The sequence below is a fragment of the Massilia sp. 05N420 genome (assembly GCF_056397205.1).
On record NZ_JBFTMX010000023.1, the window covers coordinates 13056 to 39102 of the forward strand.

The window sequence follows — 26047 nt, forward strand, 5'->3', positions numbered from 1 at the left end:
GTGAATCCCTTCATTGGAAGCGGCCGCCGTCGACGTCGCGCAGGAACTTGATGAGCCCGTTGAAATAGGTCTTCTGGTCGTCGTACATCGACATATGGCTGCCGTTCTCGCACATCAGCAGGCGGCCATGCCGCACCTTCTGCGAGACCATCTTCATGTGGGCCGGGTCCATGGTGTCGTGGCGGCCAGCGATCACCAGGGTCGGCACCGCGATCTTCGGCAGGTCGGCGACGCGGTCCCAGTGTTCGAGCTTGGCGTTGTGGGCGCCCAGTTCGCTCGGGCCCTGCATCGGCACGTAGACCTTCGGATTCATGTGCTTGATCGAGCGCGTCACCGGCTCCGGCCACTGCTCGAAGGGCATGCGCAGCACGTGCTGCACATAGTGGTTCGGCAGCAGCAGTTCCATGTAGCGCGGATCCTCGTACTTGCCCTCGGCTTCCAGGCGCTTGATCTCGGCCAGGGCCTTCTGGTCCATCGCCGGCATCAGCACGGTGTCGGCGTATTTGTTGTACGCCGGGATGCTCATCATCATGTTCGAGATGACCAGGCCTTTCAGGTTCCGGCCATATTTCAGGGCGTACTCGGCCGCCAGCAGGCCGCCCCAGGAGTGGCCCAGCAGGTAGAAATTCTTGTTGTCCAGGCCCAGCGCCTTGCGCACCTGCTCGACCTCTTCCACATAGCGCGGCAGCTCGACCAGCGAGGGATCGTCGGGCTGGTCGCTGTAGCTCGAGCCGAGCTGGTCGTAGTAGTAGTACTCGATGCTCGCGCCGGGGAAATAGCTGTCGAAGGCTTCGAGGTATTCGTGGGTCATGCCCGGGCCGCCGTGCAGCAGCAGCACCTTGATGGTCGGGTTGTTGCCGACCCGCTTGGTCCAGACCTTGAACGTGCCCTTCGGCGTGGTGATCGGGATCATGCGGACGCCCCCGGACAGCACGTCGCCGCGGCCGGCGTTGTCGAAATAATTGCTGGCTGTGGTGGATGCGGCACCTGCCGGCAGGGCGATCAGCACAGCGGCCATCAGCGCAAGAAAGCGTTTCATCGAGACCTCGTTGTTGGCAATATCGATATATTGTACGTTGGAAATGTAAGCAAATGTGCAAGATGAAACGTGCGTTCAAGAACTCGTGTAAGTTTGATTACCCGACAACTCGATGAGCAAGCGATGAGAGCGAGGACCTGGATGACGGTGTGCGGGCTATGCCTGGCGGCGCAGGTGGTGGCGCAGGAATTGGAAGAGCGCAGGGAAAGCACGAAGCCGCCGCCGCTGAGCCTGCGACTAAGCGACGAGGTGATCAGCAAGGCGGTGCGCGAGACCCTGGCCGAGAGCAAGGGCAATCCCAGGCTGCAGTCGGGAAAAGCGCTCAGCGGCGATGCCTACCGGAAGTTCGAAAAGGGATTCTCGGAAGCCGAAAAGCCGGGCTGCCTGGGCCCGAATGCCCTCAAGTTCCAACCCTCCACCACAGTGGTCAAAGCCGGCGGCCAGGATTATATCGTGGGCGTGGCAGGCATCTTCGCCCTGCCCTTCTGGGCCGCCGCCGTGGTGCGCGGCAAGTGTAATTGAGGCCGGATCGGGAATCGTGGATAATGTCGCACCATGAACGATACTACCCAACTCCCTCCCCTGCCCGACCGCCTGTCCATCGACCCGAAGAGCCCGCACCACGATGCGGAAGTCTTCAAGCACCCGGTCGGCATCCGTTTCAACGGCAAGGACCGCACCGACGTCGAGGAATACTGCATCAGCGAAGGCTGGATCAAGGTCGCTGCAGGCAAGGTCCTGGACCGCAAGGGCCGTCCGATGCTGATCAAGCTGAAGGGCATGGTCGAGCCCTACTACGCGGACTGACCCCCTTACATTTCACAAATGCAACGGCCGCCGGAGCCATCCGGCGGCCGTTTTCGTTCGCGGCACGGGCCGGCTCAGCGGTGCAGCTCGCCCGAGCGTTCCGGCTGGTACAGCAGCTCCAGCGCGGTCAGCTTGAACAGTTCGCCGCCCGGGCGCGCCCACTCGATCGTATCGCCCACCGCCAGGCCGAGCAGTGCGCTGCCGATCGGCGACATCACCGACAGGCGGTCGCTACCGAAGGCCACGTCTTTCGGGTAGACCAGGGTCATGCAGAATTCCTGGGGCGGATGGTCGACCGCGAAGCGCACCGTCGAATTCATCGTCACCACATTGGACGGCACCTCGTCCGGATCGACGACGTCCGCCCGGCCCAGCTCGTCGAGCAGGTTGAACTCGCGATCGCCGGGAATGAAGGGCATGTCGTCGAACAGCGCTTCAAGGCGCGCCATGTCGAGGGTGGATACGGTGATGTTCGGTCTCATGTTCAACTCCTGTAAAAATAGACCAGCAAGACGGGGTGGCCAGCGCCTGTCGGYGGCGGCCGGGTGTGTCGTTGGAACAGGCTCGGAAGGACGGCCGCGCGGGCGGTCGGGTCCTACCGAGCCCAGGAGGGCCGGGCGAGATCTCGCGGGAAAAACCGCGCGTGCAGCAGCCGTACTCCCTCGTGCAGGGTCGCACGTTGACAGCAGGCATGAACGGCGGGGTGAGACATGGGCGGTGACGAACGATGTTAGTGATACCAGTATAGCCGTGTTGGCGCTTTGTTGCGACCTTCAGGCGGCGTGTGCGGGGCCGCAGGCGGTGAAGCCCGTCAGCAAGGCATCCAGGGCGCGGCGATACTGCTCGCGCAGGGCCGCGGCCTGCTCCGGCTGACCATGGAAAGCGCCGAGCGCCAGGCCGCTGCCGTGGGCGTGGTCGACCAGGATGTCGCGCCACAGCATATGTTCCGGGCTCAAGGGCTCGAGCAGCGCCTGCAGGCGCTCGGTGATCCGCTGCGCCGCCCCCACCATTGCCGCCGGCTCGGCAAAGATCGCCAGGGTCAGCTGGGGATGCCTGCCGACGGCGTCGTGGTAGCGGACCAGCAGCTCGCGGACGGCCCCGATGCCCTCGCCCGGGCTGTCGGCATCGATCGGCACCCCGCCGTACACCTTGTCGGCAAGCAGCCGCAGCAGGCCGGCGCGGTCCTCGACGTGGTGGTAGAGGCTCATCGGCGTCAGGTTCATCCGCGCAGCGAGGGCGCGCATGCTCAGCCCTCGGCCGCCGTCCTGTGCCAGCAGGACCAGGGCGGCGGCCAGGATGGCGTCGAGGGTGACGCCCTGCCCGCGCGTGGGGCGGCCGCGTGGACGGTTCATGCGCGCACGCGCCAGGTCGACTGTACCAGGCCGGACGGGAAGCTGCGGCTGGCAACCAGAGCCAGGTCCTTGTCCTCTGGAAGCGCGCCGAACAGCGGACGGCCGGCGCCGATCAGTACCGGCACGGTGGTGACGACCATGTCCGCGACCAGCCCTTCGCGCAGGAAGGACTGCACCACCTGGCCGCCATCCACGTAGACCTTGCGCGCGCCCTGGCGCTCCAGCTCCCGCATCGCCTCGCGCGGCGCCAGGTCGGTAAAACGCAGCTTGCCCTGCAGGCGCTCGGGCACCGGGGTGTCTTTTAATTGCTTCGACAGCACCACCACCGGGCGGTCGTAGTGCCATTCGCCGAATTCCACCACTTTTTCATAGGTGCCGCGGCCCATCACGATGGCGTCCTTGTCGGCGATGAAGGCCTTATAGCCGTGGTCCTCGTCTGGATCGTCGCGCTGCAGCAGCCAGCCGATGTCGCCGTCCGGGCGGGCGATGTAGCCGTCGAGGCTGGTGGCGATGAATACGTGTCCCGTGATCATGTCTGCTCCGCTTTATTTATACACCGTATATTTTAACCGCAGGACGAAAAAAAGCGAGCCCGCAGGCTCGCTTCTTGATCACGACGAAGCGGGATTAACGCTTGTCGATGCTCGGCACGTCGCGGACGGTCGAACCGACGAACAGCTGGCGCGGACGGCCGATCTTCTGTTCCGGGTCGGCGATCATCTCGTTCCACTGGGCGATCCAGCCGATGGTACGGGCCATCGCGAAGATACCGGTGAACAGCGAGACCGGGATGCCCAGGGCCGACTGCACGATGCCCGAGTAGAAGTCGACGTTCGGGTACAGCTTGCGCGACACGAAGTATTCGTCGTTCAGGGCGATCTTTTCCAGTTCCATGGCCAGCTTGAACAGCGGGTCGTCCTGCAGGCCCAGTTCGTTCAGCACTTCGTGGCAGGTTTCACGCATCAGCTTGGCGCGCGGGTCGAAGTTCTTGTACACGCGGTGACCGAAGCCCATCAGCTTCACGCCCGAGTTCTTGTCCTTGACCTTCTCGATGAAGGCCGGGATGTTCTCGACGCTGCCGATTTCCTTCAGCATGTTCAGGGCGGCTTCGTTGGCGCCGCCGTGTGCCGGGCCCCACAGGCAGGCGATGCCGGCTGCGATACAGGCGAACGGGTTGGCGCCCGACGAACCGGCCAGGCGGACGGTCGAGGTCGAAGCGTTCTGCTCGTGGTCGGCGTGCAGGATCAGGATGCGGTCCAGGGCGCGCACCAGCACGTCGTTGACCTTGTACTCTTCGCACGGGTTGGCGAACATCATGTGCATGAAGTTCGCGCTGTACGACAGGTCGTTGCGCGGGTACATGAACGGCTGGCCGATCGAGTACTTGTATGCCATGGCGACCAGGGTCGGCAGCTTGGCGATCAGGCGGATTGCCGAGATCTCGCGCTGCTCCGGATCGTTGATGTCCAGCGAGTCGTGGTAGAACGAAGCCAGTGCACCGACGGTACCGACCAGCACCGACATCGGGTGCGCGTCGCGGCGGAAGCCACGGAAGAAGAAGTTCATCTGCTCGTGGACCATGGTGTGCTTGGTCACGGTGTCGGTGAACTTCTCTTTCTGCTCGGCGTTCGGCAGTTCGCCGTTCAGCAGCAGGAAGCAGGTTTCCAGGAAGTCGCAATTGACGGCCAGCTGCTCGATCGGGTAGCCGCGGTACAGCAGCTCGCCCTTGTCACCGTCGATGTAGGTGATGGCCGACTGGCAGGCGGCGGTCGACATGAAGCCCGGGTCGTAGGTGAACTTGCCGGTCTGGCCGTACAGCTTGCGGATGTCGATGACGTCCGGGCCGATGCTGCCTTTGTAGATCGGCATGTCTACCGACGGGCTGCCATCCGAGAACGACAGGGTGGCTTTGGTATCAGAGATGTTCATGGCACTTCCTTCTGTGGGAGGTGATATTTACAAAAAAACGAAACCATCGGAAGTTCGAACAAGCTGCTACGAACTCCCTAGTTCGTTACGCTTGCCGCAACCGCGCCACCAGGGCACGTACATGCGGCAGGTCGACCTCGCCCGCGGGCTCGGCGCGTCCCAGCAGCAGGTCCATCAGCGGATTGTCCGCCAGGTCCAGCAAGCGGGTCAGCGCATCGACCTCTTCGTCCGTCAATTCCTCTTCGTGCGCATCCAGGAAGCGCGTGAGGATCAGGTCGTTTTCGAGCAGGCCCCGGCGGGCGCGCCAGCGCAGGCGCGCTCGGTTGGCGGGGTCGGATTGATGCGTTTTCACACTAGAGTCCGTTGTTCGGTCAACACTATACTCCGGCTGCCGTTTCGCGGCAGTACGGTAGTTTTACTATATTTATGACGGTGATCGCGCGTGGGCACGGGTGCCCACGCCCCACGCGGCAAATCGCAGCTTAGATCGCGCGGCGGACCAGCAATTCCTTGATCTTGCCGATCGCCTTGTTCGGGTTCAGACCCTTCGGGCAGACGTCCGTGCAGTTCATGATCGAGTGGCAGCGGAACAGGCGGTACGGGTCTTCCAGATTGTCCAGGCGCTCGTTGGTCGCTTCGTCGCGCGAGTCGGCGATGAAGCGGTAGGCCTGCAGCAGGCCGGCCGGGCCGACGAACTTGTCCGGGTTCCACCAGAACGACGGGCAGGAGGTCGAGCAGCAGGCGCACAGGATGCACTCGTACACGCCGTCCAGCTCTTCACGCTCTTCCGGCGACTGCAGACGCTCTTTCTCCGGCGGGATCGAGTCGTTGATCAGGAACGGCTTGATCGAGTGGTACTGCTTGAAGAAGTTGGTCATGTCGACGATCAGGTCGCGCACGACCGGCAGACCCGGCAGCGGACGCAGCACGATCGGCTGGGTCAGTTCGTTCAGGTTGGTGGTGCAGGCCAGACCGTTCTTGCCGTTGATGTTCATCGCGTCCGAACCGCACACGCCTTCGCGGCAGGAGCGGCGCAGGGCCAGCGAGTCGTCGACGTCGGACTTGATGCGCTGCAGTGCGTCGAGCAGCATCTTGTCGGTGTCTTTCAGCTCGACGGTGATGTCTTGCATATAGGGCTTCGTATCCTTGTCCGGATCGTAGCGGTAGATCTTCAGTTGGACTGTGCGTGCCATGTTTTACCTAAATTCTTAGAAAGTACGTGGTTTCGGTTTGAAGGTATCGACCGTCAGCGGCTTCTGGATCACCGGCTTGTATTCCAGGCGGTTTCCTTCCGAGAAGAACAGGGTGTGCTTCATCCAGTTCTCGTCGTCGCGGTGCTCGTAGTCGCTGTGGGCGTGGGCGCCGCGCGATTCCTTGCGGGCCGCTGCCGAGACCATGGTCGCCTTCGCCACTTCGATCAGGTTGTCCAGCTCCATCGCTTCGATACGGGCGGTGTTGAACACCTTCGACTTGTCCTTGAACGAGATGTGCTTGCGGCGCTCGTCCAGCTTCATGATTTCCTTCACGCCTTCGTCCATCAGCGCCTGGGTACGGAACACGCCGCAGAACTTCTGCATGGTGGCACGGATGGCGTTGGCGACGTCCTGCACCTTCTCGCCGCCGGTCGAGTTCTCGAGGCGGTTCAGGCGGTCCAGCGCGTAGTCGGCGGCATCCTTCGGCAGCGCGCGGTTGCCCTGCGCCTTCAGGTTCTGGGCGACGATGTGGTTGCCGGCCGCGCGGCCGAACACCACCAGGTCGAGCAGCGAGTTCGTACCAAGGCGATTCGCGCCGTGCACCGAGACGCAGGCGCATTCGCCGATGGCGTACAGGCCGCCCACGATCTTCTGGCCGCCGGTGCCGTCAGGGGCAACCACCTGGCCGTGGATGTTGGTCGGGATGCCGCCCATCTGGTAGTGAATGGTCGGCACGACCGGGATCGGTTCCTTGGTCGCATCGACGTTGGCGAACTTGTGGCCGATTTCCAGGATCGACGGCAGGCGCTTGCGGATGGTGTCCGCGCCGATGTGGCGCAGGTCCAGCAGCACGTGGTCCTTGTTCGGGCCGACGCCGCGGCCTTCCTTGATCTCCTGGTCCATCGAGCGCGAGACGAAGTCGCGCGGCGCCAGGTCCTTCAAGGTCGGCGCATAGCGCTCCATGAAGCGTTCGCCGTTCGAGTTGATCAGGATACCGCCCTCGCCGCGCACGCCCTCGGTGATCAGCACGCCCGCGCCGGCCACGCCGGTCGGGTGGAACTGCCAGAACTCCATGTCCTGCAGCGGCAGGCCGGCGCGTGCCGCCATGCCCAGGCCGTCGCCGGTGTTGATGAAGGCGTTGGTCGACGCCGCGAAGATACGGCCGGCGCCGCCGGTGGCGAACACGGTGGTCTTCGCCTGCAGCATCATGACCTCGCCGGTCTCCATTTCCAGCGCCACCACGCCCAGCACGTCGCCGTCGGCGTTGCGGACCAGGTCCATCGCCTGCCACTCGACGAAGAAGTGGGTGCGCGAACGGACGTTACGCTGGTACAGGGTGTGCAGCAGCGCGTGGCCGGTACGGTCGGCGGCCGCGCAGGCGCGCTGCACCGGCTTCTCGCCGAAGTTGGCGGTGTGGCCGCCGAACGGACGCTGGTAGATGGTGCCGTCCGGGTTGCGGTCGAACGGCATGCCGAAGTGTTCGAGCTCGTACACGACCTTCGGTGCTTCGCGGCACATGAATTCGATCGCATCCTGGTCGCCCAGGTAGTCGCCGCCCTTGACGGTGTCGAACATGTGCCAGAACCAGTCGTCCTCGCTCATGTTGCCGAGCGAAGCACCGATGCCGCCCTGGGCCGCCACGGTGTGCGAACGGGTCGGGAAGACTTTCGACAGCACGGCGACGTTCAGGCCGGCTTCCGACATTTGCAGGGCGGCGCGCAGGCCGGAACCGCCGGCGCCGACGATCACGACGTCGAAGTGGCGGGTGGGAATTGAAGAATTAAATGCTGCCACGATTAAACGCTCCAGAGAATTTGCACAGTCCAGGCGGCGCAGGCAAGCAGCCAGAACACCGTGAGGGTCTGCAGGGTCAGGCGGATACCGACCGGTTTGACGTAGTCCATCCAGATGTCACGGATGCCGACCCATGCGTGGTAGAACAGGCCGAAGAGGGTAACCATGGTGAAGAGCTTGAACCACTGGCGCGAGAACAGCCCGGCCCAGCCTTCATAGGTGAAATTCTGGCCGGTCAGGAAGGAGACCAGCAGGACGACGGTAAACACCGCCATCAGGATCGCGGTCAGGCGCTGGGCAAGCCAGTCGCGCATGCCGTAGTGGGCGCCGACGACCAGGCGGCGCTGTCCGATATTCTTGTTAGTATGGGATTGCATGATTAAAACACTCCGAACAGTTTGAGGGCGACCAGCAGGGTCAAGACCAGGCTGACGACCAGCACCCAGCGTGCGGTCTTCTGGGAAGCGTCCTTGTCCAGGGCCATGTGGTTGTCCATGAACAGGTGGCGCACGCCCGCGCAGAAGTGGTGCAGGTAAGCCCACGACAGGCCGAGGATGATGATCTTGGTGAACGGATGGCTGACAACGCCGGCAAAGTGCGCGAACGAGATTTCCGAACGCAGGCTTTCCTGGAACAGCCAGAGCAGGAACGGCAGGAAAAGGAACAGGCCGGCGCCGCTCACGCGGTGCAGAATCGACACGATCGCCGACGGCGGCTGTTTGTAATACCCCCGGTAAGTAATATCGCCAAAGTCGACATTACGAATTACCGGTCGGCCCTTCTTTTGAGCCTCTCTCACGGCTTCGGACATTGCAACACCTCCCTCAAATACTGAAATTTATCGAACCCATTGCATCGATTTTGCGACCTGCTCGGAACCGTTTCCGACTCCGGGGGAACGTCGACCGGGCCTCGTCTTCGCTTTCCCAAAACCAACTCATTTTACTCGCTCAAAGCGATTCCTGCACCAGCATAGAGCGGGCACAAAAACTTATCAGGACAATTCGTTTTGGTAATGATGCTGCGCGGTCAAATACAGTCCGCGACGCAACTCCACCGCCTTGTCTCCATAGGTGAACGAGAGCCTGTCGGCGCACAGCAGAGGCGTTCCCTCCGGCACTTTCAGGTACTCGGCCGCACCGGCGTCGGCCGCCACCGCGCGGATCTTTTCCGTCGCGCGGATCATGCGGGTGCCGAACTCCGATTCGAACAGGCCATACATCGGCCCCTTGTATTCCGCCAGGCGCTCCGCCGTCAGCCCCTTGAACAATTGCCCCGGCAGCCACAGCTCTTCCAGGATCGTCGGCACGCCCTCGAACGACATGATGCGCTTGATATAGACGACCGCGTCGCCGGATTTCAGGTCGAGCAGGCGCGCCACCTCGGCCGCGGCGCGGATGCGCTTGACTTCGAGGTACTGGTGGTCGGGATGCTGGGTCACGCCCTCGTCGGGCACGAGCTTGAGGAAACGGAAGTGCGCGCGCGCCTCGTTGTGCGTGGCGACGAAGGTTCCCTTGCCCTGGCGCCGCACGACCAGGTTCTCGGCCGCGAGCTCGTCGATCGCCTTGCGGACCGTGCCCTGGCTGACCTTGTAGCGGCCGGCCAGCTCGACTTCGCTGGGAATCAGTTCGCCCGGTTTCCATTCGCCGGACTGCAGGCTCTGGGTGATCAGGGCCTTGATCTGTTGATACAGCGGGGAAAAGGTAGGGGACGTGCCGGTCTGGGACATGCCCGATCCGGAGGTGCCTCCGGTGCTACCCGCAGCGCTGCTGCTGGCGGCTCCATTGCTGTTCGGATTGGACGGTGCTTGGTTCATAGTCTGCGATTTTTTCACAAAACCCCCTCTGCGTCCAGTGTGGAAAGACGCAGATTATGTGTCTTATATAAGACATATGATATGAATTGACAGATGGAATATCGGAGGACTACACTCGCGGTCGACTGGACGTGGGCGCACCCTCTCCCGGCAACGCGCCTCATGCCCGAATCGCGGGTGAGCTTTGGTATGATTGCAGTTTTCCCAAACTGGCGTATCCTCGGCGTCGCCCGCTCATTTGTCAGTTCTTTATCCCACTTTTGGAGATTCATCATGGCTAAAACCCCAATGCGCGTCGCCGTTACCGGCGCGGCCGGCCAGATCGGCTATTCCCTGCTGTTCCGCATCGCCAACGGCGACATGCTGGGCAAGGACCAGCCGGTCATCCTGCAGCTGCTCGAAATCGACAACGAGAAGGCACAGAAGGCGCTGAAGGGCGTCATGATGGAAATCGACGACTGCGCATTCCCGCTGCTGGCCGGCATGACCGCCCATAGCGACCCGATGACCGCATTCAAGGACGCCGACGTGGCCCTGCTGGTCGGCGCCCGTCCGCGCGGCCCGGGCATGGAGCGCAAGGACCTGCTGGAAGCCAACGCCCAGATCTTCACCGTGCAGGGCAAGGCGCTGGACGCCGTCGCTTCGCGCAACGTGAAAGTGCTGGTGGTCGGCAACCCGGCCAACACCAACGCCTACATCGCCATGAAGTCGGCCCCGAACCTGCCGGCCAAGAACTTCACCGCCATGCTGCGCCTGGACCACAACCGCGCCCTGTCGCAGGTCGCCGCCAAGATCGGCAAGCCGGTCGGTTCGATCGAGAAGATGGTCGTGTGGGGCAACCACTCGCCGACCATGTACGCCGACTACCGCTTCGCCACCGCCGACGGCCAGTCGGTCAAGGACCTGATCAACGACGACGTCTGGAACCGCGACACCTTCCTGCCGACCGTCGGCAAGCGCGGCGCAGCGATCATCGACGCCCGCGGCGCCTCGTCGGCTGCTTCGGCCGCCAACGCAGCGATCGACCACGTGCGTGACTGGGTCCTGGGCACCAACGGCAAGTGGACCACCATGGGCATCCCGTCGGACGGTTCCTACGGCATCCCGGAAGGCACCATGTTCGGCTTCCCGGTGACCACCGAAAACGGCGAGTACAAGATCGTGCAAGGCCTGGCAATCGACCAGTTCTCGCAAGAGCGCATCAACAACACGCTGAACGAACTGAACGAAGAGAAAGCCGGCGTGGCGCACCTGCTGGGCCAGTAAGCACCACCACCACGTCGTCCCCGCGCAGGCGGGGACCCAGGTTTGGTGGCGTTTCGTCAGCTCACGCAAACCTGGGTTCCCGCCTTCGCGGGAAGTCATTCCCGGCAATGCCGGGGATGACGGCGGTTAAACGTACCTTACCTAAAAATGCATCCTTCCAAGGTTTTATTCCAGGGCCAACGCCAGCCGCTGCTGCTACCTGCCTGCGACCACTACGCCGGCAGCGAAAAGCTGATGCGCAAATCGATGGCCCTGCAACAAGAGCTTGGCCCGGTATTCGACATCACCTTCGATTGCGAGGACGGCGCCAGCGCCGGCCGCGAACGCGAACACGCGGAACTGGTGGCGAGCCTGCTGAACGACGAGGGCAACCGCTTCGGGCGGATCGGTGCGCGCCTGCACGACGCCGCCTCGCCGCACTTCGCCCAGGACGTCGAGACCATCGTCGGCGCGGCGGCGCAGAAACTGGCCTATGTGGTCCTGCCCAAGCCGAACGGCGTGGCCGACGTTCTGCGCGCGCAACAGATCGTCAACGCGGCGGCGGAGAAGGCCGGACGTCCCGCATCCGCCAAACCCGTGCCGCTGCACGTGCTGATCGAGACCCACGGCGCCCTGCACGAGGCCTGGCAGATCGCCGCCCTGCCCCAGGTCGAATGCCTCTCGTTCGGCATCATGGATTTCGTTTCCTCGCATTACGGCGCGATTCCGGCCGCCGCCATGCGCACTCCGGGGCAATTTACCCACCCACTCGTAGTACGGGCGAAGCTGGAGATGGTTGCGGCATGTCATGCGTATGACAAGGTCCCCTCCCATAATGTGACGACCGATATCAAGGACAGTGCGGTTGTCGCCAACGACGCCACCCGTGCCGCCGGCGAGTTCGGGTTCACGCGCATGTGGAGCATCCACCCTGACCAGATCAAGCCGATCGTCAAGGCCTTCACCCCGCGCTTGTCGGAAGTAAACGAGGCAACAAACATCCTGCTCGAAGCAATGGCAGCAGATTGGGGGCCGATCGCCCAGCATGGCCGCTTGCACGACCGCGCCAGCTACCGATATTATTGGACGGTGTTGCAGCGCGCGAAGCTGGCCGGCCTTGCGCTGCCAGATGCCGCGGCGGCAATCGTCAATCAACCGGAATCCATCTGATGGCCATCACTCTGAATCAAACGCTCGCCGCCTGCGCTCTCTCGCTGGCGGCCGCCGGCCTTTGCGCGCCGGCATTTGCCGCATCCAACGTCCACGAAACCCACCCGAAGGCGACCCAGGTCCTGAAGGAAAAGGCCAAGGCCAAGGCCAGGAAAGCCAAGAAGGAAGAAAAGCAGGAGGTCGCCGACGACCCGGAGCCGGACATCACCGATACCGTCGTCACCGACTATGCCTGCGAGCTGAACAACAAGATCACCATCTATACCAACGACAAGGATAGTGGCCACATCGCACTGCGCTGGAAGAACCGCCTGCACCGCCTCGAGCGCGTGGGCACCACCACCGGCGCACTGCGTTTCGAGAACACGAAGTTCGGCCTGGTCTGGATCGGCATCCCGAGCAAGGGCATCCTGCTCGACTCGAAGCAGAACCGCCAGCTGGCCAACGAATGCAAGAACGCCGAACAGGCCAAGCCGCTGGTGGCGGCCACACCTGTCACGGTGAAGAGCTGATTTCCCGTCGTCCCCGCGCAGGCGGGGATCCAAGACGGCTGGATAACAAGTAGTCCCTAACGAAGGAGAGTTCATGTCTCACAATACCTTGAACACGCTGAAGGAATTCCCGCTGCAAGCGGGCCAGGCCGGCCAGTTTTACTCGCTGCCGGCACTGGGCGAATCCCTGGGCGTGAACCTGTCGCGCCTGCCGGTGTCGATCCGTATCGTCCTCGAGTCCGTGCTGCGCAACTGCGACGGCAAGAAGGTCACCGAAGAGCACGTCCGCCAGCTGGCGAACTGGGGCCCGACCGCCGCCCGCACCGAAGAGATCCCCTTCGTCGTCGCGCGCGTCGTGCTGCAGGACTTCACCGGCGTGCCGCTGCTGGCCGACCTGGCCGCCATGCGCAACGTCGCCTACAAGATGGGCGCCAACGCCAAGAAGATCGAGCCGCTGGTGCCGGTCGACCTGGTGGTCGACCACTCGGTCACCATCGACCACTTCCGCACCCCGGACTCGCTCGACCTGAACATGAAGCTCGAGTTCCAGCGCAATAACGAGCGCTACCAGTTCATGAAGTGGGGCATGCAGGCCTTCGACACCTTCGGCGTCGTGCCGCCGGGCTTCGGCATCGTCCACCAGGTCAACCTCGAGTACCTGGCGCGCGGCGTGATGAAGAGCGGCTCCATGTACTACCCGGACACCCTGGTCGGCACCGACTCGCACACCACCATGATCAACGGCGTTGGCGTCGTCGGCTGGGGCGTGGGCGGTATCGAAGCGGAAGCCGGCATGCTGGGCCAGCCGGTCTACTTCCTGACCCCGGACGTCATCGGCGTGAACCTGACCGGTTCGCTGCGCGAAGGCTGCACCGCGACCGACCTGGTGCTGACCATCACCGAAATGCTGCGTAAAGAGAAGGTCGTCGGCAAGTTCGTCGAATTCTTCGGCGAAGGCACCGCCTCGCTGTCGACCACCGACCGCGCCACCATCGGCAACATGGCACCGGAATACGGCGCGACCATGGGCTTCTTCCCGGTCGACGAAAAGACCGTCGACTACTTCCGCGGCACCGGCCGCACCGAAGAAGAACTGGTCGCCTTCGAAAACTACTTCAAGGCCCAGCAGCTGTTCGGCATCCCGCGCGAAGGCGAGATCGACTACACCCGCGTGGTGTCGCTCGACCTGTCGACCGTGACCCCGTCGCTGGCCGGCCCGAAGCGTCCGCAGGACCGTATCGAACTGGGCGCGATGAAGTCGACCTTCACCGACCTGTTCTCGAAGCCGACCACCGCCAACGGCTTCAACAAGTCGCCGGACGACCTGAACAAGGTCTACGAGACCACCAACGGCGTGCGCGTGAAGAACGGCGACATCCTGATCGCCGCCATCACCTCCTGCACCAACACCTCGAACCCGAGCGTGCTGCTGGCCGCCGGCCTGCTGGCCAAGAAGGCCGTCGAGAAGGGCCTGACCGTCGCTCCGCACATCAAGAGCTCGCTGGCGCCGGGATCGCGCGTGGTCACCAACTACCTCGAAGCCGCCGGCCTGCTGCCTTACCTGACGCAACTGGGCTTCGGCGTGACCGCCTACGGCTGCACCACCTGCATCGGTAACGCCGGCGACCTGACCCCGGAACTGAACGCCACGATCACGTCGAACGACATCATCGCCGCCGCCGTCCTGTCGGGCAACCGTAACTTCGAAGCGCGTATCCACCCGAACATCCGTTCGAACTTCCTGGCCTCGCCGCCGCTGGTCGTCGCCTACGCGATCGCCGGCAACGTCAACAAGGACCTGATGAGCGAGCCGGTCGGCAAGGGCAAGGACGGCGTCGACGTCTACCTGGGCGACATCTGGCCGACTTCGCAGGAAGTCCAGGACCTGATGAAGTTCGCGATGAACTCGGAAGTCTTCAAGGCCAACTACGCCGACGTCAAGGGCAACCCGGGCCAGCTGTGGGAAGCCGTGTCGTCGGTCGCAGGTCAGGTCTACAACTGGCCGGAATCGACCTACATCGCCGAACCGCCGTTCTTCAGCGACTTCGAGATGACCCCGAAAGCCGCTTCCGCAGGCATCGCCGGTGCACGCGCACTGGGCGTGTTCGGCGACTCGATCACCACCGACCACATCTCCCCGGCCGGTTCGATCAAGGAAGACGGCCCGGCAGGCAAGTACCTGAAAGAGCACGGCGTGCTCAAGGCGGACTTCAACTCCTACGGCTCGCGCCGCGGCAACCACGAGATCATGATGCGCGGTACCTTCGCGAACGTCCGCATCAAGAACAAGATGATTCCGCCGAAGGCCGACGGTTCCGCAGTCGAAGGCGGCATCACCATCCACCAGCCGAGCGGCGAACAGCTGTCGATCTATGATGCCGGCATGAAGTACATCGCCGAAGGCACCCCGACCATGATCTTCGCCGGCGAAGAGTACGGCACCGGCTCCTCGCGCGACTGGGCAGCCAAGGGCACCCAGCTGCTGGGCGTCAAGGCCGTGATCGCCCGTTCCTTCGAGCGTATCCACCGTTCCAACCTGGTGGGCATGGGCGTGCTGCCGCTGCAGTTCATCGGCGACGACAGCGTCGAGTCGCTGGGCATCACCGGCACCGAGACCTATGACCTGAAGGGCCTGGAAGGCGAGATCCGTCCGCAGATGCAGGCAACCCTGGTGATCCACCGCGCCGACGGCTCGACCAAGGAAACCCAGGTCCTGCTGCGTATCGACACCCCGATCGAAGTCGACTACTACAAGCATGGCGGCATCCTGCCGTTCGTGCTGCGCCAGCTGCTGGCTGCGTAATTGGCATCCCTGCCCGCTTCGCGCGGGCAGCGCAAAAAGGCCGGACCCCGCAAGGGCTCCGGCCTTTTTTTCCACCAATCAAGCAAAGAATATTTGTACAATAGCTTTATATGCTCAATGCTTACCGGTAGGAATGGGAAAACTCAACAGGCAGCAGCTGCTCGAGCTACTGGACAGCATCACGCCGCCGAAGGCGGACCTGCTGTCGGACGCGGAATTCGATGGGGTGGTCGCCGCCTTTTGCGCCGGCTGCCCGGATCCGTCGCACGCGCAGTGGCTGCTGTTCGAATGCCTCGATCCGCTCTCGGATGAGGAACTCGTGGAGCGCGCCATCGGAGCGGCGCCGCCGGACAGGCGGTGACAATCCGCGCATTTCCGCGCATCGGACTCTGATAAGGTCGGCGTCATCATGACCTGTCAGAAAGGAAACCCATGAAGTCCGTCGTCAACTCCGCACTGGCGCTGTCTTTCGTGTTCGCAGGGTCCGCATCCGGCGCCAGCACGGCGCCCGCGGGACAGCTTGCGCCAGCGCGCAATCCCGCCCACGTCAAGGCGGTGCAGGATCTGCTTGGCGCCATGCAAATCGAAAAGCTACTGCGTGGCGTCGCCGCCCGCACCCGCTTCCCGAGCGAAGCGCAGCGGCAGGCAATGTTCGCCAGGCTCGACAAGATGCCGCCCGCGGAGGTGTATCAACGAATGGCGCCGCCGCTGGCGGACCGCATCTCCGCCGACACCGCAGCCGAGATGACCCGCTTCTACAACACCCCCTACGGCAAGCAGCTCATCCACCGGAAGTACAACAACAGCGGCGGGATCATCTTCCCGGGCGCGGCGGCGGGTGTACCGCCGGAAGAAAAGAAGGAGCGCAAGCGCGCCGCCTATGTCCAGGCCAGCAAGGAACTGGCGGCCGCGGAACCGGCGATCGATCACGAAGCCTTCGTGCTCCTGCAGGCGATCAACAAGGAAAAGCGCTGAGGCTTCTCAGGTTTCGGCCCACTGCCGCAGCAGGTTGTGATAATGCCCGGTCAGCCCGACCAGTTCGGGCCCGTCGCCATGCCTTGCCCGCAAGGCCTGGATATTCGTATCCAGCTCGTACAGCATCGCCCTCTTCCAGTCGTCCCTCACCATGCTCTGCACCCAGAGAAAGGACGCCACCCGCTCGCCGCGCGTGACCGGCTGCACTTCGTGGATGCTGGTCGAGGGATACACGATCGCATCGCCGGCCGGCAGCTTGACTTCGTGGGTGCCGTAGGAATCGATCACGGTGAGCTCGCCGCCCTCGTAGTCTTCCGGATCGCTCAGGAACACGGTGCAGGAGACGTCGGTACGCACGGGAGCGCCGCCGCGCTGGGCACGGATGGCGCCGTCCACGTGCGGGCCGTAATGCTCGCCGCCGGCGTAGCTGTTGAAGAAGGGCGGCAGGATGCGCAGCGGCAGCGCGCAGGAAAAGAACAGCGGGTTGGCCATCAGCGCCGCGCTGACGATCTGGCCGAGTTCCAGCGCCGGCGGCGATCCTTCCGCCAGCTGGCGGTTGCGCTTGACCTGCGCTCCCTGGCTGCCGACGCTGGCGCGGCCGTCGACCCAGTCGGTCGACGCCAGACGTTCACGCATCGACCTTACCTGCTCCGGCGACAGCACGCCAGGGATATGCAGCATCATGATGGCCTCGGACTCAGAACTTGAAGTTGGCGGTCAGGGTGGCGGAACGACCCGGCGCCACGCCGGCGTAGTGCGGCGACGAGACCTTGTCGAAGTACAGCTTGTCGGTCAGGTTCTGCAGGTTCAGCTGCAGCGAGATGTCCTTGTTCAGGGCATAGCTGGCCATCGCGTCGAAGCGTGCATAGCCCGGCACCCACTTGTTGTTGTTGACGTTGGCGTAGACCTTCGACATCGCGCTCACACCGAAGCCGGCCGTGAAGTCCCTGGTGAAGGCATGGCTGGTCCACAGCGAGGCGCTGTGTTTCGGCGTGGTCGGGAAGCGGTTGCCGTTGAAGGGCGACGCGGTCCAGATCGGCGCGGCGGTGGTGCCGGTGTTGGTGTAGCCGTTGTCGGCGATCTCTGCGTCCAGCCAGGTGTAGCCGCCGAACACGGTCCAGGCCGGGCTGAGCTTGCCCGAGAAGCCGAGTTCCACGCCCCGCACTTGCTTGCGGCCGACGTTCTGGGTGGTGCCGTCCGGCGCCGTCACGCGGGCATTGTTCATGGTGCTCTTGAACAGCGCGCCGGTCACGGACAGGCGGCCGCCCGGCAGCAGGTCCCACTTGGTGCCCAGCTCGAGGTTGCGGCTGCGCTGGGGCTGCAGGTTCTGGATCGCCGCCGTCAGGCCGTCCAGGCCGTCGCCGCCGTCGTTGCCCGGCGGGGTCGCCGAGCTGGCGAAGGACAGGTAGACGCTGCCGTTCTTGGCCGGCTTATAGACGATGCCGGCCTGGGTGCTGACGAAGTTGGTGTCGACCACGGCATGGGCGGCAGCCGTGGTGGCGGTCGGCAGGGTGTCCAGGGTGCTCTGGAAATCGTCCCAGCGCAGGCCCAGGTTCAGCAGCCACTGCGGATTGATCTCGATGGTGTCGAAGGCGTAGACGGCCTTGGTCTTGGTGCTGACGTGGGTCAGCGCGCCCGACAGGCTGCGGGTGTAGAGCCACGGGTCATACGGATTCGGGTTGACCAGTGTGGTGCAGTTGTACAGCGTGGACGCGCCCGAGGTCGGGCAGGTGAAGCTGCCGGTCAGCGGGTTGTTGGTGCCCGGGGTGAAGACGTAGGCGGCGCGGTCGGTCGTCTCGCGGTCGAATTCGACGCCGGCATTGAAGCTGTGCTTCAGGCCGGCCGCGACGGCTTCGCCGGTCAGGCTGGTGACGTTGGCGAAGGTGCGGGTCTCGGTGGCGCGGGTGTTCGCACGGCGCCACACAGTGCCGTAGAGGACGGTGTTGCCCTTCGAATCGTCGGGCTGGGTCCAGACGTAGTCGTTGTTCGATTTGCCGTAGCGGGTCACGTTGCGCAGCGCCAGCCCTGCGCCGAACTCGTGGCGCAGGTCGATCGTGCCGACGTCGCTTTTCGTGTCGCGGAAGTCGCGGTTGGCCAGGCCGTAGAAGGTCTTGCGGTCGACGTCGAACGGGGTGCCGTTGCCGTTCTTGCTGACGTTGGCGCCGCTGCTGAACGGGTTGTTGAAGGGGATGCCGGTATCCGGGATCTCGTGCGAGGTCAGGTGGTAGAGGCTGATGATGGCGCGGTCCGGACCGGTCAGGCCGAAGGTGACGGTGGGCGCCACGCCCCAGCGCTTGCCGCCGACCACGTCGCGGCCGGGGACGTCGTTCTCGTGCGCCATGAAATTCAAGCGGAAGGCGCTGTTGCTGCCGCTGACGTTACCTCCCATTACGCGATTCACGTCGCCGGTGATGCGCCTGTACTTGTCGCTGCCGAGGCCGACCGAGGCGCTGTTGAAGTCGTAGGCCTGGGCGGTCTTGCTGACCAGGTTGACGCCGCCGCCGGCCGAGGACCGGCCGCCGTAGGCCGAGTTCGGGCCCTTCACGACCTCCACCTGCTCGAGGTTGAAGACTTCGCGCGACTGCGAACCGGCGTCGCGGATGCCGTCGATATAGGTATCGGTCTGGGCGTTGTAGCCGCGGATGAAGAGGTTGTCGCCGACCGGGTTGCCGCCCTCGCCCGCGCCGATGGTAATGCCCGGCACGGTGCGCAGCGCATCCGTCAGCGATACCGCGCCGGTCTGCGCGATCACGTCGGCGGAGACGACCGTCACCGACTTCGGCGTGTCCAGCAGCGGCGCCGTGAACTTGTCGCTGCTGGCCGTCTGCGACTGGGCCGCACCCTTCACCTGCACCGCCGGGATGCTCTGGTCGATCACGCCGTCCGGTGCGGCCTGGGCGGCGGACATGCCGAGCGTGGCCAGCATGGTGAGCGCCAGGGCCGGCGCCGGCAATGGGAGAACGCGGGCGTGCTTGCGGCTCTTGATGAAGGATGCTTGCTTCTTGTTATTGGTCATGGGGTCGGTGACGGCAGGGCAAACCGCGAAAAATGAATGAGAACGATTCGCATTATGATTCTTGTTGCGCGTTTTGACAAGCGCGGCTGGACAACACCCCTGCTTTTCCCTCCTGCGGCCGAACTTGTCAGTGTGTTACAGGCATGTGGCCGAATCAACTACAATACCGGGGATTAGGGTTTATCATGGCCCTCTGGACCATCGATCCACATTCAATCATTTACTATGCGTCGCTCCTCCAAAGACTCACCCAAACTATCGGCAGACAGCCAGCGTCTAGTCAGCATCAGCCAAGCCATCGTGCAGGCCGCCAGCCGCGTTGAAGAACGGACCTGGGAGCGCAACCTGGATTCGCAGCTGCAGAAGCTGCTCAAGACCAACCACCAGGACAGCATCGACGCCGCGCTGAACGTCCTGTTCAAGGGCGACCTCGCGGTCTACGACGTGCTGATGGACGGCGTCGAAGCGGTCAGCGAATCCGCGACCATGACCGAACAGGTCGACGGCGAAGACGTCACCTGGCAGGCCCTGCTGGTGGCCGCGCCGGTGCTCGCCTGGACCCGCTTCTCGATCGCTTCCGGGACCATCCCGAACGACATCGTCACCACCCTGTCGGCCCACTTCTCGGCCCATCTGCTGGCCGACGGCGCCCGCATGGCGATGGCGCCGACCCTGTACTCGCTCGACCAGCTGCCGCGCACCCACGCCGAAACCTATGGCCTGACCCACAAGCTGGCCCAGGCCGCCCACAAGGGCACGAGCGTCAAGCCGGCCGCGCCGGGCCCGGACGCATCCCAGTTCCTGGCCGACACCCGCTACCTGCTGGTGGCCGTCATCGCCCCGGTCGGCGGCCCGCTGTTCCGCTGGCAGGAGCCGCAGCACCACGTCAACTTCGAAGTGGTGCGCGACTCCGCGCTGGAGCAATGGCGCGCCCAGGCCGGCCCCAACATCGCGCGCCTGCTGCCGGGCTGCGGCACCGAACTGCTGCTGCCGGAAGCCTATTACGTGGCCTGCCGCGAGGCGGACAAGATGATCCGTCCGGTGTCGGTGCGCGCCGCCGTCCACTACCTCACCTACACGTTGGGCGTCGAGCCGGGCGACCTGCGCGCCGTGATCGCAGGCTTCGGCGACGAAATCAACGACAGCCAGGTTGACGAATACCGCATCGGCTTCACCCTGCGCCAATCGTCGGACGTGGTGTACGGCATCGTCTGGCCGCTATACGGCCAGGAAGACGAAGAAGGCACGCCGATGGAAGGCCCGGTGCACGGCGGCCCTCCGGCGGCGCCGATGGACGAGATCGTCAAGCACCTGAACGAGATGGGCATCGCCCACGTCAAGCGCATCGCCGAGCGCTATGTCGCGGAATACTGCGACGACTGCGGCGCCCCGCTGTTCGCCGACCCGAGCGGAGAGCTGGTGCATGCCGAGATGCCGGAAGATACCCCGGCCGGCAACGAGCACTTCCACTGAGCGCCCACCGCCCCCAGGAAGCCCGGTTCGAACCGGGCTTTTTTTTCGCTTGCGGCCCGGCGTCCCTGCTGCTAAATTGGTTAACACGTTAACTAATTCAAGCATCGTGGACAGCCAGTCGATCGACATCAGCACGGCCGGCGGCGAGCGCATCGCCGCCCGCCTGTATCCGGCCCCGGCCCCGCGCGCGCTGGTGCTCCTGCACCCGGCCACCGCCGTCACCCAGGGCTATTACGAAGCCTTCGCGCGCTGGCTGGCCGGCCTGGGCCTGAGCGTGCTGACCTACGATTACCGCGGCACCGGCGCCTCGCGTCCGCACGACCTGCGCACCTGCACGGTGACGATGGCGGACTGGATGGAAGAGGATGTCGGCGCCGTCACGCGCTGGGCCGCGGAGCGCTATCCGGCGCTGCCGCTGCTGGCCGTCGGCCACAGCGTGGGCGGCCATGCGATCGCGCTGTCCGACGAGACCGTGCGCCTGCGCGCGGCGGTGCTGGTGGCCTCGCACGCCGGCGCGACCCGGCTGGTCCGCGGCCTTGGCGAACGGCTGCGCATACGCCTCGTGATGCGCGTACTGGGCCCGCTGCTGTGCGCCCTGTACGGCTACATGCCGGGCCGCCGCATCGGCCTGGGCGAAGACCTGCCCGCCTCCGTGATGCGCCAGTGGAGCCGCTGGACCAGCCTGCCGCGCTACTTCTTCGACGACCCTGCGATGTACGCCGGGCGCCGCATGCGCGCCCAGCGCCTGCCGCTGCTGGTGCTGGGCTTCGACGACGATCCCTGGGCCAATCCGGAAGCGATCTCGATGCTGGTCGCGCCGCTGGCCAAGGCCGGCGTCGAGCGCAGGCAGATCGCGCCACGCGACGCGGGCGTACCGGCGATCGGCCACATGGGCTTCTTCCGCAAGCGCTGCGCGACCCTGCTGTGGCCGCAGGTCGGCGACTGGCTGCTGGAGCAGGCCGTCCGTCGTTCGGCGCCTGCCAGGTCGGAGCCTCAGCGATGAGCGGCCCGCGCCAGCCGCGCTTCGTCTTCCTGCTGAACCGCGCCCAGCGCGTCCTGCAGCGCTGGGTCGAGACGCGCCCGGAAGGCTGGGAAGGCATCAGCTCGGCCCAGGCCGCGGTGCTCTTCATCCTCGGCGCGCGCGGCAGCGCGGCGGTCGGCGAGATCGCCGCCGAACTGAAGGTGGCGCCGGCTGCCGTCACCAACCTGTCGAAGCGGATGCAGGCGGCCGGGCTGATCGAACGCGTCGCCGACGAGATTGATGCGCGCATCACGCGCCTGCGCCTGACGCCGGCGGGCGCACAGGCCGGCGACACGGCGCGCGCCGTGCTGGCCGGGCTGAATGCGCGGTTGACCGCAGGGTTCTCGAAGGAGGAGCTGGCGACCGTGGCCCGCTGGCTGGAGCGGGTGGCGGAGCTGGAGGAGTAATCGCCCCAACGCATTCCACCGTCGTCCCCGCGAAAGCGGGACCCATGCTGAACTTCCGAGATCGGCAACGCCGCCTTGACGCGCAATACGCTACTTCGGTGCCTCAATATGGATCCCCGCTTTCGCGGGGATGACGGTGTGGTTTGCCAGATACCCATGAATCTGCGCCACCACCGCAGCCCCCTCCCCCGCCGCGGCCGCCACCCGCTTGGTCGACCCGGCCCGCACATCCCCCACCGCAAACACCCCGTCCACGCTGGTCTCCAGCGCACACGCTTGATGATCGCGGCCGGCATCCGGGCCGGTCAGCACGAACCCCTTGTCATCCAGCGCCACCGCACACTCGCGCAGCCAGTCGCTGTTCGGGTCGGCGCCGACGAAGAGGAACATGTGACGGGTCTCGAAGGCCTGCTCCCTGCCGTCCGCGATGCCGTGGCAGCGCACCCGGCTCAGGCCGTTCTCGTCGCCCTCCAGCGCGTCCAGGCCGATGCGCGTGTGCAGCGTGATGTTGGGCGTGGCCGCGATGCGCTCGATCAGGTAGCTCGACATGGTGTCCTCGAGTCCGGCGCGGCGCACCATCAGGTGCACGGTCGAGGCATGCGCCGACAGGAACACGGCCGCCTGGCCCGCCGAGTTGCCGCCGCCGACCAGCACCACCGGCTGGCCGCGGCACAGCCCAGCCTCCACCGGCGAAGCCCAGTAGTAGACGCCGCGCCCCTCGTAGCGCTCGAGGTCCGGCAATTCCGGCCGGCGGTAGCGCGCGCCTGAGGCCAGCACCACCGACTTCGCGCGCAGGCAGGTCCCGTCTTCCAGCTCCACCCTCAGCGGCCGCTCGTGGCACAGCAGGCGCGTGGCGCGGGCCGGGATCGCGATCTCGGCGCCGAACTTGATCGCCTGCACGTAGGAACGGCCGGCCAGGGCGCGGCCGGTAATGCCGGTCGGGAAGCCAAGGAAGTTCTCGATGCGCGCGCTGGCGCCGGCCTGGCCGCCGTAGGCGCGCTGGTCCAGCACCATCACCGACAGGCCCTCCGAGGCCGCATACACCGCGGTGGCCAGGCCGGACGGGCCGGCGCCCACCACCAGCACGTCGTAGACCTTGCCGCGGTCGATGCGCGGCAAGGTGCCGATGCAGCGTCCGAGTTCCACCAGGCTGGGATTGCGCATCACGAAGCCGTCGGGCAGCGCCACCAGCGGCCAGTCGGCGTCCTGATGCCAATGCTCGCGCACCAGCTGGGCCGCCTCCGGATCCTTGGCCGGATCGCGCCGCGTGTAGGGATAGGCGTTACGGGACAGGAAATTCTCGAGCTCGAACAGGCCGGCGTGGGCGGGCGGGCCGATCAGGATGGGTCCGCCGGGATGGTCGCCGATCAGCAGCACGCGGCGCAGGATGAAGGCGCGCATCAGGCGCTCGCCGAGGTCGGCCTCGGCCATGAGAAGGGCGCGGATCGAGGCGGCGTCCAGCACCAGGGCGTCCAGTTGGCCCACGGCCATGCCGTCCACCAGCGGCGGCCGGCCGGACAATTGCGCGACCTCGCCGCTGAACTGGCCGGGTCCGTAATCGACCACCTCGACCCGCTTGCCGAGCGCATCGGTGCGGCTGCACACCAGGTGTCCGTTCAGGACGACGATCATGCCGGGCGAGTCGACGCAGGCACGGAACACGCTGTCGCCGTCCTGCCAGCGGCGCGGGACGCCGAAGCGCCGCACCCGCCGCAGGTCGTCGGCGTTCAGGGTGGGAAAGATCTGGTGGCCGCGGGTGGCGAGGTCGACGGCGGCTCGCGGCTCGGCGTCGGCCCCGAGGGCATAGGAACCGAATGCGGGAAACTGGTCTGGCATGGCGGGTATTCCTCGCTGAGGATCATGGCCGCCAATGTACGCTAGTTTTGCCGGATCGCGGCAATCACCCGCTTCGCGAACTCGGCCGGATTGCCGGCATGCCAGCGCCACACGATGACCAGGTCGTGCTCGGGCGAAATCACGATGTCGTTGCTACCCGCGCCCAGCGCCGCATAGGCGGTGGCCGGCAAGCCCGGCAGGTTCTTGCCCTTGGTGTTGAGCCACCACAGGTAGCCGTAGTCGGGACCGTGCTCGCTCGGCGTCGTTGCGGCTTTCACATAGTCCTGCGGCACGATCTGGCGGCCAGCCCAGGCACCGCCGCGCAGCCACAGGTAACCGAAGCGCGCCATGTCCCAGGAATCGATCCACATGCCGCCGCCCCAGCGCGTGCCGCCGCTGACGGAAGGCGCCGGCTTGCCGTGCAGCTCGACGTAACTGTTGTGGTAAGGCACCCACTTCCAGGAATTCGAGGCGCCGATCGGATCCATCACTTCCTGCTGGAACACGTCCGGCAGCGGGCGGTCGAACACGCGCAGCAGCGACAGCGCCAGGCGGTTGATGCGCACGTCGTTGTACTCGTAATAGCTGCCCGGCGCGCCGAACCGGCGCGGCTTGCGTTCGCCTGCGCCGAAGGCGTCAACGCCGATGAAGTCGGCGTTCTTGCCCCACATGCTGCCTTCCCACTCGGATTCCTGCTGCAGGTGCTGCTTCCAGGTGATGGCGGCATTGTGCGGCGAGGCATAGCCGCCGTCCTGCACGCTTTGCCCCACAGGCTGGTTCAGGTCGGCGATCCTGCCGTCGCGCAGGGCGATGCCGGCCACGGTCGAGAGCATGCTTTTCGCCACCGAATAGGTCGGGTCGACGAAACGGGTATCGCCGAACTCGGCCACCACATAACCCTTGTAGATCACCACGCCATTGGTGGCGGCGCGCTTCGTCGGCAGCGAGCCGAGCGGCTGGCCGAAGGTCTTTTGCTGGTCCGAGAAATCCGCGGCCCTTTCGGTTTCGTGGGCGCCGGCGTAGGCGATGGCTTCAGCCAATTTCACGGGATCCAGGCCCAGCGCCGCGGGAGACTTGTGCTCCCAAGATCCGGCGGGCGGGAAATACGGTGTGCCGGCGGCGGCGGCGAAGGCGGCAGGCGCGGCCGCCAGTACGACTGCCAGGGACAGGATCGTACGGCGGCCTGTGCGAATCAGGCCTGGTCTTTCCACTTGGAATATGGCAGCCGGATCAGGCTGGAGTTGTAGTAGCGCGGATCGCCCGTCACTTCCTGGCCGATCCAGTCGGGCTTCTCGAAGGCTTCGTCTTCGCTGCCGAGCTCGATCTCGGCCACCACCAGGCCGGCGTTCTCGCCCCGGAACTCATCGATTTCCCAGGTGTGGCCGGCATGCTCGATGCGGTGCCTGGTCTTCTCGACCAGGGGCTGCTCGCACAGGCGGTCCAGCAGCTCGGCGGCGTCCGGCACCGGGATCTCGTATTCCCATTCGCCGCGCGTGGCGCCGGTGTTCTTGCTCTTGATTGTGATGACGGCCCGCTCGCCCTCGATGCGCACGCGCACGGTGCGCACCGGGTCGGAGCTCAGGTAGCCCTGGCGCAGCAGGGTCGGCTGGCCGAGCCCGCGCCAGCCTTCACCGTTGAGGAGGAACTTGCGCTCGATTTCGATGCCCATGATTCCTCCCT

27 protein-coding genes are annotated in these 26047 nt (G+C 65.0%); 11 read left to right on the forward strand and 16 right to left on the reverse strand.

Features of this window, described 5'->3' with window-relative positions; all coding sequences use genetic code 11:
• Positions 1 to 10: 10 nt before the first annotated feature.
• A complete protein-coding gene (locus AC1DIX_RS16170) occupies positions 11 to 1039 on the reverse strand; it encodes a proline iminopeptidase-family hydrolase (protein ID WP_477325693.1) in 1029 nt (342 codons plus the stop codon).
• 123 nt (positions 1040 to 1162) lie between these two features.
• Here AC1DIX_RS16170 and AC1DIX_RS16175 point away from each other — a divergent pair, with 123 nt between their 5' ends.
• Together AC1DIX_RS16175 and AC1DIX_RS16180 are read left to right on the forward strand one after the other, a co-directional pair.
• Complete coding sequence (locus tag AC1DIX_RS16175) at positions 1163 to 1561, forward strand: hypothetical protein (RefSeq protein WP_477325695.1); 399 nt, start codon at positions 1163 to 1165, stop codon at positions 1559 to 1561.
• A 33-nt stretch (positions 1562 to 1594) separates the two neighbouring features.
• Positions 1595 to 1846, forward strand: a complete 252-nt coding sequence (locus tag AC1DIX_RS16180) for a DUF3297 family protein (RefSeq protein ID WP_477325697.1) — start codon at positions 1595 to 1597, stop codon at positions 1844 to 1846.
• A 74-nt stretch (positions 1847 to 1920) separates the two neighbouring features.
• On the opposite strand, the gene rnk is transcribed toward AC1DIX_RS16180, so the two are convergent.
• The 10 genes from rnk to AC1DIX_RS16230 all read right to left on the reverse strand — a co-directional run bounded on the left by rnk (position 1921) and on the right by AC1DIX_RS16230 (position 9930).
• Positions 1921 to 2328 carry a nucleoside diphosphate kinase regulator gene (gene rnk, locus AC1DIX_RS16185; protein ID WP_477325699.1) on the reverse strand — a complete coding sequence of 136 codons (408 nt, stop codon included), beginning with the start codon at positions 2326 to 2328 and terminating at the stop codon, positions 1921 to 1923.
• 291 nt (positions 2329 to 2619) lie between these two features.
• Complete coding sequence (locus AC1DIX_RS16190) at positions 2620 to 3198, reverse strand: TetR/AcrR family transcriptional regulator (RefSeq protein ID WP_477325701.1); 579 nt, start codon at positions 3196 to 3198, stop codon at positions 2620 to 2622.
• A complete protein-coding gene (locus AC1DIX_RS16195) occupies positions 3195 to 3731 on the reverse strand; it encodes a dihydrofolate reductase family protein (protein ID WP_477325703.1) in 537 nt (178 codons plus the stop codon). The genes AC1DIX_RS16190 and AC1DIX_RS16195 overlap by 4 nt, the downstream gene beginning before the upstream one ends.
• Positions 3732 to 3825: 94 nt before the next feature.
• Positions 3826 to 5127, reverse strand: coding sequence for a citrate synthase (gene gltA, locus AC1DIX_RS16200; RefSeq protein WP_477325705.1), 1302 nt, complete (start codon positions 5125 to 5127; stop codon positions 3826 to 3828).
• Between the two features lie 85 nt (positions 5128 to 5212).
• Positions 5213 to 5479 (reverse strand): FAD assembly factor SdhE, encoded by a 267-nt coding sequence (locus tag AC1DIX_RS16205; protein ID WP_442121945.1) that lies wholly within the window; start codon positions 5477 to 5479, stop codon positions 5213 to 5215.
• A 130-nt stretch (positions 5480 to 5609) separates the two neighbouring features.
• Entirely contained in the window at positions 5610 to 6320 is a 711-nt protein-coding gene (locus AC1DIX_RS16210) for a succinate dehydrogenase iron-sulfur subunit (protein WP_442121946.1), read from the reverse strand.
• A gap of 15 nt (positions 6321 to 6335) precedes the next feature.
• Positions 6336 to 8114 (reverse strand): succinate dehydrogenase flavoprotein subunit, encoded by a 1779-nt coding sequence (gene sdhA / locus AC1DIX_RS16215; protein ID WP_477251120.1) that lies wholly within the window; start codon positions 8112 to 8114, stop codon positions 6336 to 6338.
• A gap of 2 nt (positions 8115 to 8116) precedes the next feature.
• Complete coding sequence (sdhD, locus tag AC1DIX_RS16220) at positions 8117 to 8491, reverse strand: succinate dehydrogenase, hydrophobic membrane anchor protein (protein WP_442121948.1); 375 nt, start codon at positions 8489 to 8491, stop codon at positions 8117 to 8119.
• A 2-nt stretch (positions 8492 to 8493) separates the two neighbouring features.
• Positions 8494 to 8925 carry a succinate dehydrogenase, cytochrome b556 subunit gene (gene sdhC, locus AC1DIX_RS16225; RefSeq protein ID WP_442121949.1) on the reverse strand — a complete coding sequence of 144 codons (432 nt, stop codon included), beginning with the start codon at positions 8923 to 8925 and terminating at the stop codon, positions 8494 to 8496.
• 183 nt (positions 8926 to 9108) lie between these two features.
• A complete protein-coding gene (locus AC1DIX_RS16230; RefSeq protein WP_477325707.1) occupies positions 9109 to 9930 on the reverse strand; it encodes a GntR family transcriptional regulator in 822 nt (273 codons plus the stop codon).
• Positions 9931 to 10203: 273 nt separating this feature from the next.
• Here AC1DIX_RS16230 and AC1DIX_RS16235 point away from each other — a divergent pair, with 273 nt between their 5' ends.
• From AC1DIX_RS16235 to AC1DIX_RS16260, 6 genes are all read left to right on the forward strand, one after another.
• The gene (locus tag AC1DIX_RS16235; protein ID WP_442121951.1) at positions 10204 to 11196 is read left to right on the forward strand and encodes a malate dehydrogenase; all 993 of its coding nucleotides are present in this window, start codon (positions 10204 to 10206) and stop codon (positions 11194 to 11196) included.
• Between the two features lie 147 nt (positions 11197 to 11343).
• Positions 11344 to 12345: an HpcH/HpaI aldolase/citrate lyase family protein gene (locus tag AC1DIX_RS16240; protein ID WP_477325709.1), complete on the forward strand. Its 1002-nt coding sequence runs from the start codon at positions 11344 to 11346 to the stop codon at positions 12343 to 12345.
• A complete protein-coding gene (locus tag AC1DIX_RS16245) occupies positions 12345 to 12857 on the forward strand; it encodes a hypothetical protein (RefSeq protein WP_477325711.1) in 513 nt (170 codons plus the stop codon). The genes AC1DIX_RS16240 and AC1DIX_RS16245 overlap by 1 nt, the downstream gene beginning before the upstream one ends.
• Before the next feature lie 73 nt (positions 12858 to 12930).
• A complete protein-coding gene (gene acnA / locus AC1DIX_RS16250) occupies positions 12931 to 15639 on the forward strand; it encodes an aconitate hydratase AcnA (RefSeq protein WP_477325713.1) in 2709 nt (902 codons plus the stop codon).
• Positions 15640 to 15772: 133 nt separating this feature from the next.
• On the forward strand, positions 15773 to 16000 hold the full coding sequence (locus tag AC1DIX_RS16255) for a hypothetical protein (RefSeq protein WP_442121955.1): 228 nt from the start codon (positions 15773 to 15775) through the stop codon (positions 15998 to 16000).
• A 71-nt stretch (positions 16001 to 16071) separates the two neighbouring features.
• Positions 16072 to 16614, forward strand: coding sequence for a DUF2059 domain-containing protein (locus AC1DIX_RS16260; protein WP_477325715.1), 543 nt, complete (start codon positions 16072 to 16074; stop codon positions 16612 to 16614).
• Between the two features lie 6 nt (positions 16615 to 16620).
• Here AC1DIX_RS16260 and AC1DIX_RS16265 read toward each other — a convergent pair whose 3' ends face one another.
• Entirely contained in the window at positions 16621 to 17298 is a 678-nt protein-coding gene (locus AC1DIX_RS16265) for a Fe2+-dependent dioxygenase (RefSeq protein ID WP_477251125.1), read from the reverse strand.
• 13 nt (positions 17299 to 17311) lie between these two features.
• Complete coding sequence (locus AC1DIX_RS16270; RefSeq protein ID WP_477325717.1) at positions 17312 to 19630, reverse strand: TonB-dependent receptor; 2319 nt, start codon at positions 19628 to 19630, stop codon at positions 17312 to 17314.
• Between the two features lie 225 nt (positions 19631 to 19855).
• Here AC1DIX_RS16270 and AC1DIX_RS16275 point away from each other — a divergent pair, with 225 nt between their 5' ends.
• The 3 genes from AC1DIX_RS16275 to AC1DIX_RS16285 all read left to right on the forward strand — a co-directional run bounded on the left by AC1DIX_RS16275 (position 19856) and on the right by AC1DIX_RS16285 (position 22531).
• A complete protein-coding gene (locus AC1DIX_RS16275; protein ID WP_442121959.1) occupies positions 19856 to 21103 on the forward strand; it encodes a DUF2863 family protein in 1248 nt (415 codons plus the stop codon).
• A gap of 106 nt (positions 21104 to 21209) precedes the next feature.
• Positions 21210 to 22106 (forward strand): alpha/beta hydrolase family protein, encoded by an 897-nt coding sequence (locus AC1DIX_RS16280; protein ID WP_477325720.1) that lies wholly within the window; start codon positions 21210 to 21212, stop codon positions 22104 to 22106.
• Positions 22103 to 22531: a MarR family winged helix-turn-helix transcriptional regulator gene (locus AC1DIX_RS16285; RefSeq protein WP_442121961.1), complete on the forward strand. Its 429-nt coding sequence runs from the start codon at positions 22103 to 22105 to the stop codon at positions 22529 to 22531. Before AC1DIX_RS16280 ends, AC1DIX_RS16285 begins: the two co-directional genes overlap by 4 nt.
• Positions 22532 to 22621: 90 nt before the next feature.
• Here the strand turns inward: AC1DIX_RS16285 and AC1DIX_RS16290 are convergent, their stop codons facing one another.
• Genes AC1DIX_RS16290 through AC1DIX_RS16300 form a run of 3 tightly spaced genes read right to left on the reverse strand, consistent with a single transcriptional unit; the run spans position 22622 to position 26036 of the window.
• Positions 22622 to 24367, reverse strand: a complete 1746-nt coding sequence (locus AC1DIX_RS16290) for an FAD-dependent oxidoreductase (RefSeq protein WP_477325722.1) — start codon at positions 24365 to 24367, stop codon at positions 22622 to 22624.
• A 41-nt stretch (positions 24368 to 24408) separates the two neighbouring features.
• Positions 24409 to 25578 (reverse strand): serine hydrolase domain-containing protein, encoded by a 1170-nt coding sequence (locus AC1DIX_RS16295; RefSeq protein WP_477325724.1) that lies wholly within the window; start codon positions 25576 to 25578, stop codon positions 24409 to 24411.
• Positions 25560 to 26036 carry a CYTH domain-containing protein gene (locus tag AC1DIX_RS16300; RefSeq protein ID WP_477325726.1) on the reverse strand — a complete coding sequence of 159 codons (477 nt, stop codon included), beginning with the start codon at positions 26034 to 26036 and terminating at the stop codon, positions 25560 to 25562. Before AC1DIX_RS16300 ends, AC1DIX_RS16295 begins: the two co-directional genes overlap by 19 nt.
• Positions 26037 to 26047 lie beyond the last annotated feature (11 nt).

What these genes read in the sequence shown, in the direction of transcription:
- AC1DIX_RS16170 (WP_477325693.1), bottom strand. Translation starts at nt 1,039, where the DNA reads ATGAAACGCTTTCTTGCGCTGATGGCCGCTGTGCTGATCGCCCTGCCG.
- AC1DIX_RS16180 (WP_477325697.1), top strand. Translation starts at nt 1,595, where the DNA reads ATGAACGATACTACCCAACTCCCTCCCCTGCCCGACCGCCTGTCCATC.
- rnk (WP_477325699.1), bottom strand. Translation starts at nt 2,328, where the DNA reads ATGAGACCGAACATCACCGTATCCACCCTCGACATGGCGCGCCTTGAA.
- gltA (WP_477325705.1), bottom strand. Translation starts at nt 5,127, where the DNA reads ATGAACATCTCTGATACCAAAGCCACCCTGTCGTTCTCGGATGGCAGC.
- AC1DIX_RS16235 (WP_442121951.1), top strand. Translation starts at nt 10,204, where the DNA reads ATGGCTAAAACCCCAATGCGCGTCGCCGTTACCGGCGCGGCCGGCCAG.
- AC1DIX_RS16230 (WP_477325707.1), bottom strand. Translation starts at nt 9,930, where the DNA reads ATGAACCAAGCACCGTCCAATCCGAACAGCAATGGAGCCGCCAGCAGC.
- AC1DIX_RS16285 (WP_442121961.1), top strand. Translation starts at nt 22,103, where the DNA reads ATGAGCGGCCCGCGCCAGCCGCGCTTCGTCTTCCTGCTGAACCGCGCC.
- AC1DIX_RS16300 (WP_477325726.1), bottom strand. Translation starts at nt 26,036, where the DNA reads ATGGGCATCGAAATCGAGCGCAAGTTCCTCCTCAACGGTGAAGGCTGG.
- AC1DIX_RS16255 (WP_442121955.1), top strand. Translation starts at nt 15,773, where the DNA reads ATGGGAAAACTCAACAGGCAGCAGCTGCTCGAGCTACTGGACAGCATC.
- sdhD (WP_442121948.1), bottom strand. Translation starts at nt 8,491, where the DNA reads ATGCAATCCCATACTAACAAGAATATCGGACAGCGCCGCCTGGTCGTC.
- AC1DIX_RS16265 (WP_477251125.1), bottom strand. Translation starts at nt 17,298, where the DNA reads ATGATGCTGCATATCCCTGGCGTGCTGTCGCCGGAGCAGGTAAGGTCG.
- AC1DIX_RS16195 (WP_477325703.1), bottom strand. Translation starts at nt 3,731, where the DNA reads ATGATCACGGGACACGTATTCATCGCCACCAGCCTCGACGGCTACATC.
- AC1DIX_RS16190 (WP_477325701.1), bottom strand. Translation starts at nt 3,198, where the DNA reads ATGAACCGTCCACGCGGCCGCCCCACGCGCGGGCAGGGCGTCACCCTC.
- AC1DIX_RS16260 (WP_477325715.1), top strand. Translation starts at nt 16,072, where the DNA reads ATGAAGTCCGTCGTCAACTCCGCACTGGCGCTGTCTTTCGTGTTCGCA.
- acnA (WP_477325713.1), top strand. Translation starts at nt 12,931, where the DNA reads ATGTCTCACAATACCTTGAACACGCTGAAGGAATTCCCGCTGCAAGCG.
- AC1DIX_RS16210 (WP_442121946.1), bottom strand. Translation starts at nt 6,320, where the DNA reads ATGGCACGCACAGTCCAACTGAAGATCTACCGCTACGATCCGGACAAG.
- AC1DIX_RS16175 (WP_477325695.1), top strand. Translation starts at nt 1,163, where the DNA reads ATGAGAGCGAGGACCTGGATGACGGTGTGCGGGCTATGCCTGGCGGCG.
- AC1DIX_RS16275 (WP_442121959.1), top strand. Translation starts at nt 19,856, where the DNA reads ATGCGTCGCTCCTCCAAAGACTCACCCAAACTATCGGCAGACAGCCAG.
- AC1DIX_RS16240 (WP_477325709.1), top strand. Translation starts at nt 11,344, where the DNA reads ATGCATCCTTCCAAGGTTTTATTCCAGGGCCAACGCCAGCCGCTGCTG.
- AC1DIX_RS16270 (WP_477325717.1), bottom strand. Translation starts at nt 19,630, where the DNA reads ATGACCAATAACAAGAAGCAAGCATCCTTCATCAAGAGCCGCAAGCAC.
- AC1DIX_RS16245 (WP_477325711.1), top strand. Translation starts at nt 12,345, where the DNA reads ATGGCCATCACTCTGAATCAAACGCTCGCCGCCTGCGCTCTCTCGCTG.
- AC1DIX_RS16290 (WP_477325722.1), bottom strand. Translation starts at nt 24,367, where the DNA reads ATGCCAGACCAGTTTCCCGCATTCGGTTCCTATGCCCTCGGGGCCGAC.
- sdhC (WP_442121949.1), bottom strand. Translation starts at nt 8,925, where the DNA reads ATGTCCGAAGCCGTGAGAGAGGCTCAAAAGAAGGGCCGACCGGTAATT.